This window comes from Clavibacter sp. (genome assembly GCF_014802555.1).
Lineage (GTDB): Bacteria > Actinomycetota > Actinomycetes > Actinomycetales > Microbacteriaceae > Clavibacter > Clavibacter sepedonicus.
The window spans coordinates 1-9,485 of record NZ_JAAVCB010000130.1 but is presented as its reverse complement, the minus strand read 5'-3'; the positions used below and the strand labels follow the sequence as shown (position 1 = coordinate 9,485).

Here is a 9,485-nt window from a genome sequence, read left to right as displayed (position 1 = left end):
AGCAGCTCAACGGCCGACCACGCAAAACGCTCGACTGGGACACCCCAGCCGAGCGAATGCGTGCTCTACTGACAACCATCTAAATCATCAGGTGTTGCGACGACCACGAGAATCCGCCGGTGCGCGGCCGGGCCCCTCGTCGTGGTGCGGGCGCGGATCAGCCCCAGAAGGCGCGGACCTCCTCGGCGAGCCGCTCGCCCTGGCGGCGGCCCGCCTCCGCGGAGGCCGTGCGGGTCGAGAGCAGGAGCGAGTTCTCGCCGAACGCGGCCGTGCTCTCGGCGTCGGCCTGGATCACGAGCACATCGGCCCGGCCGCGCAGCTGCGTCACCACGGTGGAGAGCGTCGGGCCCATGCCGCTCTGCGGGGCCTCGGGGCCGCACACGATGACGAGGATCCGCTCGTGGTCGGCGACGACGTCGGCGTTCGTGCCGGAGCGCATGCCGCCGTCCATGTAGGGGCGGCCGTCGATGGTGACGGGCGGGAAGACGCCGGGGACGGCGCAGCTCGCGGCCGACGCGCGCACGAGGTCGGCGCCGGAGGCCTTGTCGAAGACCGTGAAGCGGCCCGTACCGGCGTCGACCGCGGTGATGCGGAGATCCTGCTCGGGCCAGTCGCGGATGGGCAGCAGCTGGCCGATGCGCTCGACGCTCGCCGCGTCGTCCACCTCGGGGTCGTACTCCTCGAGCGCGAGCTCGCCGATCCTCTGGCGCGTCGGGATCTCGCCCGCGGTGCTCGCGATGCCCTCCCCGATGACCTCGACGGTGCGCGCGAGGTCGCGGCTCCCCATCGGCTCGGCCATGCCCGCGACGTCGACGAAGTGCTCGTCGTAGGCGGCGGCGATGGCGCCCGCGCGCAGGTTGATCGCGACGACCGATCCGGCCGACGTGCCGACCACCGTGTCGGCCGCGCCGAGGTCGATGCCCGCGGCGAGGAGTCCGGACAGCAGGCCCGTCTCCCACGCGATCCCGGCGACGCCTCCGCCGCCGAGGACCAGTCCCCGCGTCGGCGTGGTCGTGTTCCGCTCGGTCCCGGTCATGGTCCTCCTCTGCCGCGTGCCCGCGGGCCGCATGGTCGTCGTGGTGGTGGTGGTTGATGCGGGTCCATCATCCCCGAACAGGGTGGACGCCGCCCGAGCGCCCGATGCACGCGCGATGGACGGGGACGGGATCATCGGCCGTCGGGCGGCTCCGCGGCGGCTCCGGATCCCGCGGGACCCGCGGCCGCCTCCCGGTAGACCTCGCGCACCTCGCCGAGGAACCGCGTCACGGCGGCGCGCTCCGCGTCGGTCAGGGCGTCGGCAGCGCGCGCGACGCCGCCGATCATCGGCATCAGCTCCGCCATGGCGCGGCCGACGGAGGCGGGTCGCGGGACGACGACGACCCGGCGGCGGTCGTGCGGGTGCGGGCGGCGGTCGACGTGGCCGACCTCGACGAGCCGGTCGACCACGAGCGTCGCGGCGGCGGTGGAGATCCCGAGGCGGCCCGCGAGCTCGGTGGGCGACAGCGAGCCCGCCTGGATGAGGTGCTCCATCGCCTTCATGTCGGTGGGGTTCACATCGAGCACGCCGCCGAGCCGGCGCTCGAATCCTGCCGCGAGGCCGAGCACGTCGCGGAGGATCCGGCCGAGCTCGCCGGCTCCGTCCGCCTCGGCCGGGACGCCCGTGCCCGGTGCCGGGAGCGCGTCAAGCGTCCCCGGTTCGGGGCGGGGACGGGCTCGGGGCATGCCGTCATCGTACGCCGGAGGTAGCTAAGGCGCTTGACCATCAGTAGGCTGACGATCACCGCACCCCTGGAGGACCCGTGAGATCCATCGCCCGCTTCGTCAGCTCCCGCCGCACCGCCTGGATGGCGCTCGTCGCGGCGGCCGTCGCCGTCGCCGCCCTGTTCGCCCTCCTGCCGAAGGGCGAGGCGGACGCGTTCCCGCCCTCCGGCCTGCCGGAGTCGAGCCAGGCGCGGCAGGTGAGCGAGCTGCTCGAGCGGTTCCCGAGCGCGGACACGACCGTCGGGATCCTCGTCTTCAGCAGGGACGGCGCCGCCCTCACGGAGGCCGACACCGCGGCGATCGGGCAGCGCGCCGAGGCGCTGGCGGCCGACTCGATCGCCCCGCAGGCCGTGGTGCCGCAGGTGAGCGACGACGGGACGGCCGCGCTCGTGGCCGTCCCGCTCGACGCCTCGGACGCCACCGACGACGTCGCCGGGACCGCAGGGGCCCTCCGCGCCACGGCCGCGGAGGGCCTCCCGGACGGGCTCGTCGCGCAGCTCACCGGCCCCGTCGGCTTCCAGGCCGACATCTCGAACGCGTTCGCGGGCGCCGACTTCCGGCTCCTGCTCGTGACGGTGCTCGTGGTCGCGGTGCTGCTCATCGTCACGTACCGCAGCCCCGTGCTCTGGATCGTCCCGCTCGTCGCGGTCGGCGTCGCCGACGGCCTCGCCCGCGTGGTCGTCACGGCCCTCGCGGAGCCGCTCGGGATCACGATCGACGCCTCGATCGGCGGGATCCTCTCGGTGCTGGTCTTCGGCGCCGGCACGAACTACGCGCTGCTGCTCGTGGCGCGCTACCGGGAGGAGCTGACGCGCCAGGAGGACCGCCACGCGGCGATGCTCACGGCGGTCACGAGCGCGGGCCCCGCCATCGCGGCGAGCGGCGGCACGGTCGCGCTCAGCCTCATCACCCTGCTGCTCGCCGAGCTCTCCGGCAACCGCGCGCTCGGCTTCGCGTGCGCGATCGGCGTGCTCATCGCGATCGCCGCTGCTCTCCTCGTGCTGCCGGCCGCCCTCGTGGTTTGCGGCCGAGGCCTGTTCTGGCCGTTCATCCCGCGCGCCGGGACCGACGCCGACCACGGCGGGAAGCCGGGCGTGTGGCGGCGTCTCGGCCTCCGGGTCCGGCGCCGCCCCGCGGTCGTGGCCGCCGCGGCCCTCGCGGGTGTCGGCGTGCTCGCGCTCGGCCTCGTCGGCGCGCGCGTCGGCCTGTCGCAGACGGACCAGCTGCTCGGCGACCCCGAGTCGGTCGCCGCCCAGGAGGTCGTCGACGCCTCGTTCTCCGCCGGCCTCACGGCGCAGACCGTGATGCTCGCGCCGGACGCGGTGGCCGCCGACGCGGTCGCCACCGCCGAGTCCATCCCCGGAGTCGCGAGCGCCCGCGCCGGCGAGTCGGCGGAGGGCCGCACCCGCATCGACGTGCAGCTCGACGCCGAGCCGGAGAGCACGGCGGCCTTCGCGGCCGTGCAGGACCTCCGCGACGCGTACGCGGACGCTCCGGGCGCGGAGTCCACGACGCTCGTGGGCGGCAGCGACGCCACGGCCGCCGACACCGCCGCGTCGTCCGAGCGCGACCAGGGGCTGATCATCCCGATCATCCTGGCCATCGTCTTCGTGATCCTCGGCCTGCTGCTGCGCTCCCTGGTGGCCCCGGTGCTGCTCATCGCGAGCGTGTTGGCCACGTTCTTCGCGAGCCTCGGGGCCGCGAACGTCCTGTTCCAGCAGGTGCTGGGCTTCCCCGCGTTCGACGCGAACGTGGTGCTGTTCGCGTTCCTCTTCCTGGTGGCGCTGGGGGTCGACTACAACATCTTCCTCGTCACCCGGGCGCGCGAGGAGCGGCGCCTGCACGGCACACGCGAGGGGATGGTGTGGGCTCTCGCGTCGACGGGCGGCGTGATCACGAGCGCGGGCATCCTGCTCGCCGCGGTCTTCGCGGTGCTCGGCGTGCTGCCCGTGGTGGCGCTGACGCAGATCGGCGTCATCGTCTGCATCGGCGTGCTGCTCGACACGCTCGTGGTGCGGACGCTCCTCGTGCCGGCGCTGGTCTTCCTGCTGGGCGACCGGTTCTGGTGGCCGTCGCACGGGGCAGGGCGGCACGCGGCGATGTCGACCGGGGATCCCGTCGCAGCCTGAGCGACCCTCGCGCATTTATGGCACCGCGTGCCACAATGGTCGGGCCGGCGACGAGGCCGGCCCGACAGCAGAGGAACGACATGACCCAGGACCAGCAGTTCGGCGGACGCACCGCCATCGTCACCGGAGCCGGCAGCGGCATCGGCCGGGCGTCGGCGCTGCGCTTCGCCCGGGAGGGCGCGCGCGTGATCGCCGCCGACGTCTCGGCCGAGCGCCTCGACGCGCTCGTGGCCGAGAACCCGGACCTCGACCTCGTGCCCGTGACGGGCGACATCACGACGGAGGACGGCGTGCAGGCGATCGTCGCCGCGGCCGACGGGCGCGTCGACGTGCTCGCGAACGTCGCCGGGATCATGGACGGCTTCCTGCCCGCGGCCGAGATCGACGACCGCACCTGGGACCTCGTGTTCGCGGTCAACGTGACGGCCGTCATGCGCCTGACGCGCGCCGTCCTGCCGCTCATGATCGAGGCCGGGAAGGGCGCGATCGTCAACATCGCCAGCGAGGCCGCGCTCCGCGGATCCGCCGCCGGGCTCGCGTACACGGCCTCGAAGCACGCGGTCGCCGGCATGACCAAGAACACGGCGGTGCTCTACGCGAGCAAGGGCATCCGCGTCAACGCGGTCGCCCCCGGCGCGACGAACACGGCGATCGAGGCGCCCATGCGCTCCGAGCACGCCGGCCGGACCCTCGGGCCGATCATGCAGACGATCGTGTCGGCACCGGTCGAGGCCGACGAGATGGCGAACACGGTGATCTGGCTCGCCAGCGACCAGAGCAGCAACGTCAACGGCGTGATCCTCGCCTCGGACGGCGGCTGGTCCGCGATCTAGCGGATCCGGCGGCGCCTGCCCCGCGCACCCGCTCGCGTCAGCGGGCGTCGCCGGGGAGCGCGAGCGCGCGGACGGCCCGGCGGATGGACTCGTCGGGCCGTTCGTCGTCCGAGCGCGTCGCCCACCAGCGCAGCGCCGTGTGGCTCGCCGATGCGAGCGCCTCGGCGACGGCCGCCGCCTCGAGCATGCCGCGGAGGTCGGGCAGGCCGCGCGCCACGAACTCGGCGAGCGCGGGCGACGCGGCGGTGATGTGCGGCGACGAGCGGCTGTGCAGGTCGGGGTGCGCGTCGATGATCCGCAGCCGCACCCGGGTCATGCCGAGGTCGAGGAAGCGCGGGCCGAGCGCGCCCACGAACGCGTCGGCGTACGCCTCCCCCAGCGGCCGGTCGCCCGGGCCCTCGCCGAGGAGGCGCTCGAGCTCCGCCCCGACGACGTCCGCGCCACCCCAGACGAGGTCGGCCTTCGACGGGAAGTAGCGGAAGAGGCTGCGGCGGCCGACGCCCGCGGCCTCGGCGATGTCGGCCATGCTGACCGCCTCGTAGCCCCGCTCCGCGAAGAGGCCGATGGCGACGCGGGCGAGGTCCTGCGCGTCGATCGCGGCGGGGCGGCCGAGGGCGGGCCGGTCGCTCGGCGGGGTCGACGGCATGTCGGGAATCGTATCCCGCGGCCCGTTCCCCGGATCCGCAGCGCTGTGGCACCGTGGGGGCATGAGACTCGCGGAAGCTCTGATGGAACGGTCCGACCTGCAGAGGCGCATCGAGTCGCTGCGGAGCAGGATCCAGGCGACGGCCCGGTACCAGGAGGGCGAGGATCACGCGGAGGACGCGGCGGCGCTGCTCGCGGAGGCGGGCGAGACGGTGGATCGGCTCGCGGGGCTCGTGACGCGGATCAACCTCACGAACACGGCCGCCCGCCTCGACGACGGCACGGCACTCACGGCGGCGCTCGCCCGGAGGGACGCCCTGCGGACGCGGCACGGGATCCTCACCGCCGCGGCAGATGCGGAGCGAGCTGCGGCAGATCTCCGCGCTGCCGATCCGCGACGTGCGCGACCGGGCCGACGACACGGCCCGGGAGCTGCGGGAGCTCGACGCGCGGATCCAGCGCGCGAACTGGGAGGTGGAGCTGGTCGACGAGGTCGACGGGACGGAGGCGTAGGGGCGAGTCGGTAGTCGTCCGGAGCGGGCACACCCCGGCGGGTCAGCGGGCAATCTGATCCCCTGTGGCGCGGAGGGCAGCGCACCCGGCGAGAGCCGAGCACACGTCAGCCCCGCACCTCGCACCGGGAACGGTGCACGGGTACAGCTCACCACCACGTGCCGGTCGGACGACGAGGGAGGGTTCGGGGACCTCGCCCCCACGCGCGATGATCGAGGTGCGCGTCGAACGACGCCCGCCGATCCAGCCCAGGAGCCCCCATGCCCGCACCCCGTCGCGCCCTCGTCCTCGTCGACGTCCAGCAGGAGTACTTCGCCGGTCCGCTCGAGATCCGGCACCCGGATCCCGCCGAGTCGGTGCGCGTGATCGCCCGCGCCGTCGACGCGGCGACCGAGGCCGGGATCCCGGTCGTCGTCGTGCAGCACGACTCCGGCGCGGGCGCGCCGGTCTTCGACCCGACGACCGACGCGTTCCGCCTGCACCCCGAGCTGGAGTCGCGCCGCACGGACGCGTGGAAGGCCGTGACGAAGTCGAAGGGCTCGGTCTTCGCGGGCACCGACCTCGTCGAGTGGGTGCGTGCGGAGGGCGTCGACACGATCACGCTGGTCGGCTACATGACCAACAACTGCATCCTCGCGTCGTCGGTGGAGGCCGAGGGGCTCGACATCGCGGCCGAGGTGCTCTCGGACGCGACCGGCGCGATCGCGATCGCCAACGCGGCCGGATCCGTCGACGCCGCGACCGTGCACGGCACCCTCATGGCGCTGCTGCACTCCAACTTCGCCGCGGTCGCGACGACCGACGCGTGGATCGCGGCGGTTGCGTCCGGCGACGCGCTCCCGAAGGACGGCCTCGCGACCTCCGCGATGGCGGGCGCGGCGCGCTCCGCGGGCTGATCAGCGCGTCACTCGGACGCGTCACGCAGCTGCTCTGCGGTGGCCGTGCAGGCGACGGACGCGCCGGTGCCGGTCGCCGTCTGCTCAGCGACCACGGTGGTGCCGACGAGGATCCGGCACACGATGCCGCCGCCGTCGATCGTGGAACCGTCGATCGTGGAACCGTCGGTCGCGGCGCCGTCGACGCCGACGGTGCCGGAGATCGCGAAGGACGCGCTGTCGAAGCCTGCCGAGTCGGGGACGATGATCTCGCGCGTGAAGGGCAACGTCGCGGCGAGGTCCTGCTCGGTCCCGAGCGATCCGCCCACCGAGGTCACCCAGACGGCGGCGGCCGATGTCGTGCCGCCCGTGCCCTCCAGCTCGTAGGTGAAGCGGACGTCGTCGGCGGCGCCGGCCGACGACCGCGCCTCGGACTCCTCCACGGCGCCGGTGATGGCGGTGACGATGCCGGCCGTGTAGACGATCGCGAGCACGATCGAGAGGATCAGCGCGACCACGCTTAGGATGAGGCCGCCGAACGCCATGCCCTTCGGCCGGTCCCGGAGGATCAGGCCGACGATCCCGAGCACGATGCCCACGACCGCGAGGAACCCCGACACGTAGTTGAGGATCGGGATGACCGAGCCGACGAGCGACAGCACGCCGACGATGAGCGCGGCGAGGCCGACGCCGTTGAACGACTTCCGCTCACGGGGTGCGGTCGGCTCGGGCTCGGGGGCGTAGCGGAAGGTCATGCATCGACCCTGCCAGGGATGCGGGCGGATCCGGCCGCCGCGGGGTCACGATCCCGCGACGGCCTGTCGCGCGTCAGGCGGCCAGCACCTCCGCGACCGGCGTCAGCGGCATGTCGAGCGCCGCCGCGACGTGCGGCTCGGTCACGTGCCCGTCGTGCACGTTGAGCCCGAGGGCGAGCGCGGGATCCTCCGCGAGCGCCCGCTTCCACCCCTTCTCGGCGAGGGCGATCACGTACGGCAGCGTCGCGTTGGTGAGCGCGCGCGTGGAGGTCTCCGGCACCGCGCCGGGCATGTTGGCGACGCAGTAGTAGACGCTGTCGTGCACCGCGAAGGTCGGGTCGTCGTGCGTGGTGGGGCGGGATCCCTCGAAGCAGCCGCCCTGGTCGATGGCGATGTCGACGAGCACGGAGCCCTTCTTCATGGTCGCGACCATCGCGTCGGTCACGAGCTTCGGGGCCTGCGCGCCGGGGATGAGGACCGAGCCGATGACGAGGTCCGCGTCCTTCAGCTGCGCCGCGATCTCGTACGCGGAGGACACGCGCGTCTGCACCTGCCCGCCGAAGCGGATCTCGAGCTCGCGGAGGCGCGGGATGGAGAGGTCGATGATCGTGACGTCGGCGCCCATGCCGAGCGCGTTCGCCGCCGCGTGCTCGCCCGCGACGCCGCCGCCGATCACGACGACCCGCGCCTTCGGGGTGCCGGGGACGCCGCCGAGGAGGATCCCGCGCCCGCCGGCCGCGCGCATCAGGTGGTACGCGCCGACCTGGGTGGAGAGCCGGCCGGCGACCTCGCTCATCGGCTGGAGCAGCGGCAGCTGGCGGTTCGGGAGCTGCACCGTCTCGTAGGCGATGGCCGTCGTGCCGGACGCGACGAGCGCGTCCGTGCAGGGCCTGGACGCCGCGAGGTGCAGGTAGGTGAAGAGGGTCTGTCCGGCGCGCATGCGCGGGTACTCCTCGAGGATCGGCTCCTTGACCTTGAGCAGCAGATCCGCCTGGCCCCACACCTCGTCGGCGGTGGCGACGATGGTCGCGCCGGCCTCGACGTAGTCGGCGTCGGTGATGCTCGATCCGAGCCCCGCGCCCTCCTGCACGAGCACCTCGTGGCCGCGGCGCACGAGCTCGTGCACGCCCGCGGGCGTGGCGGCGACCCGGTTCTCGTTGTTCTTGATCTCGGTGGGGATCCCGACCTTCATGCGCGTGCTCCGTCTCGTCTCCCCGCGAGGTGCGGCCGGCGGCAGCGATGCGGGAGGGCGGGACCCATGGTGGCCATCGTGCGTCCCAGGCGCGTGGAATCCGTAGGATCTTCCGCGACAGCCGCTCGATCTGCACGATCCTGCGCCCGCTAGCCGAGGAGGACCGGATGCCGACGAAGGATGTGCGGACGCCCGAGCCGCTCGACCAGGTCGACCGGAAGCTGGTCGCCCTCCTCCGAGCCGACGCGCGCACCCCGAACAGCCGCCTCGCCGAGCAGGCGGGCATCGCGCCGTCGACGTGCGTGACCCGCGTGCGCGGCCTCGTCGAACGCGGCGTGATCACCGGCTTCACCGCCACGATCGACGCGGATGCGGTGGGCGTGGGCCTGCAGGCGCTCATCAGCATCGCGATCCGCGCGGGCGCCCGCCACGAGATGGCCGCGTTCGCCGATGAGATGCGCGAGCTCGCCGATGTCGTGCAGCTCTTCTTCCTCGGCGGATCCGAGGACTTCATCGTCCACATCGCCGTCCGCGACAGCGACCACCTCCGCGACTTCGTCCTCCAGCACCTGTCGGCGCATCCGGCCGTCGCGTCGACCCGCACGAGCGTCGTGTTCGACCACCACTACTCGGGGCCGGCGGTGGGGGATCCGGCCGACTAGCTGTAGTTCCTCGGGAGGTTGTGAACGCTGGGGCGGATAGCGAAGACCTCCGGGACGATGTGGGTTACCACACTCATCAACGTCCACGGAGGTCTTCGTGACTCACGCTAACGCCCCGTT

At 73.5% G+C, this 9,485-nt stretch carries 9 protein-coding genes and 1 pseudogene; 5 read left to right on the top strand and 5 right to left on the bottom strand.

Going from position 1 to position 9,485, the window contains the following annotated elements:
• Positions 1–157 precede the first annotated feature (157 nt).
• Together HDR73_RS14410 and HDR73_RS14405 are read right to left on the bottom strand one after the other, a co-directional pair.
• Positions 158–1,036: a patatin-like phospholipase family protein gene (locus HDR73_RS14410; protein WP_012300141.1), complete on the bottom strand. Its 879-nt coding sequence runs from the start codon at positions 1,034–1,036 to the stop codon at positions 158–160.
• A gap of 131 nt (positions 1,037–1,167) precedes the next feature.
• A complete protein-coding gene (locus HDR73_RS14405) occupies positions 1,168–1,722 on the bottom strand; it encodes a MarR family transcriptional regulator (protein ID WP_041464745.1) in 555 nt (184 codons plus the stop codon).
• A 77-nt stretch (positions 1,723–1,799) separates the two neighbouring features.
• On the opposite strand from HDR73_RS14405, the gene HDR73_RS14400 reads away from it, so the two are divergent.
• Both HDR73_RS14400 and HDR73_RS14395 read left to right on the top strand, forming a co-directional pair.
• Positions 1,800–3,890, top strand: a complete 2,091-nt coding sequence (locus HDR73_RS14400) for an MMPL family transporter (RefSeq protein WP_094169868.1) — start codon at positions 1,800–1,802, stop codon at positions 3,888–3,890.
• An 80-nt stretch (positions 3,891–3,970) separates the two neighbouring features.
• Positions 3,971–4,723, top strand: a complete 753-nt coding sequence (locus HDR73_RS14395; RefSeq protein ID WP_094169869.1) for an SDR family NAD(P)-dependent oxidoreductase — start codon at positions 3,971–3,973, stop codon at positions 4,721–4,723.
• A gap of 37 nt (positions 4,724–4,760) precedes the next feature.
• Here HDR73_RS14395 and HDR73_RS14390 read toward each other — a convergent pair whose 3' ends face one another.
• The gene (locus HDR73_RS14390; protein ID WP_094169870.1) at positions 4,761–5,369 is read right to left on the bottom strand and encodes a TetR family transcriptional regulator; all 609 of its coding nucleotides are present in this window, start codon (positions 5,367–5,369) and stop codon (positions 4,761–4,763) included.
• Here HDR73_RS14390 and HDR73_RS16620 point away from each other — a divergent pair.
• Positions 5,287–5,881 (top strand): annotated as a pseudogene (locus HDR73_RS16620) (DIP1984 family protein). The gene HDR73_RS14390 and the pseudogene HDR73_RS16620 sit on opposite strands and share 83 nt — an antisense overlap.
• A gap of 260 nt (positions 5,882–6,141) precedes the next feature.
• Positions 6,142–6,777 (top strand): isochorismatase family protein, encoded by a 636-nt coding sequence (locus HDR73_RS14375; RefSeq protein ID WP_041464746.1) that lies wholly within the window; start codon positions 6,142–6,144, stop codon positions 6,775–6,777.
• Positions 6,778–6,785: 8 nt separating this feature from the next.
• Here the strand turns inward: HDR73_RS14375 and HDR73_RS14370 are convergent, their stop codons facing one another.
• Together HDR73_RS14370 and ald are read right to left on the bottom strand one after the other, a co-directional pair.
• On the bottom strand, positions 6,786–7,511 hold the full coding sequence (locus tag HDR73_RS14370; RefSeq protein WP_012300145.1) for a DUF4190 domain-containing protein: 726 nt from the start codon (positions 7,509–7,511) through the stop codon (positions 6,786–6,788).
• Positions 7,512–7,584: 73 nt separating this feature from the next.
• On the bottom strand, positions 7,585–8,703 hold the full coding sequence (gene ald, locus HDR73_RS14365) for an alanine dehydrogenase (RefSeq protein ID WP_012300146.1): 1,119 nt from the start codon (positions 8,701–8,703) through the stop codon (positions 7,585–7,587).
• A gap of 167 nt (positions 8,704–8,870) precedes the next feature.
• Here ald and HDR73_RS14360 point away from each other — a divergent pair, with 167 nt between their 5' ends.
• A complete protein-coding gene (locus tag HDR73_RS14360; RefSeq protein WP_012300147.1) occupies positions 8,871–9,365 on the top strand; it encodes an Lrp/AsnC family transcriptional regulator in 495 nt (164 codons plus the stop codon).
• Positions 9,366–9,485 lie beyond the last annotated feature (120 nt).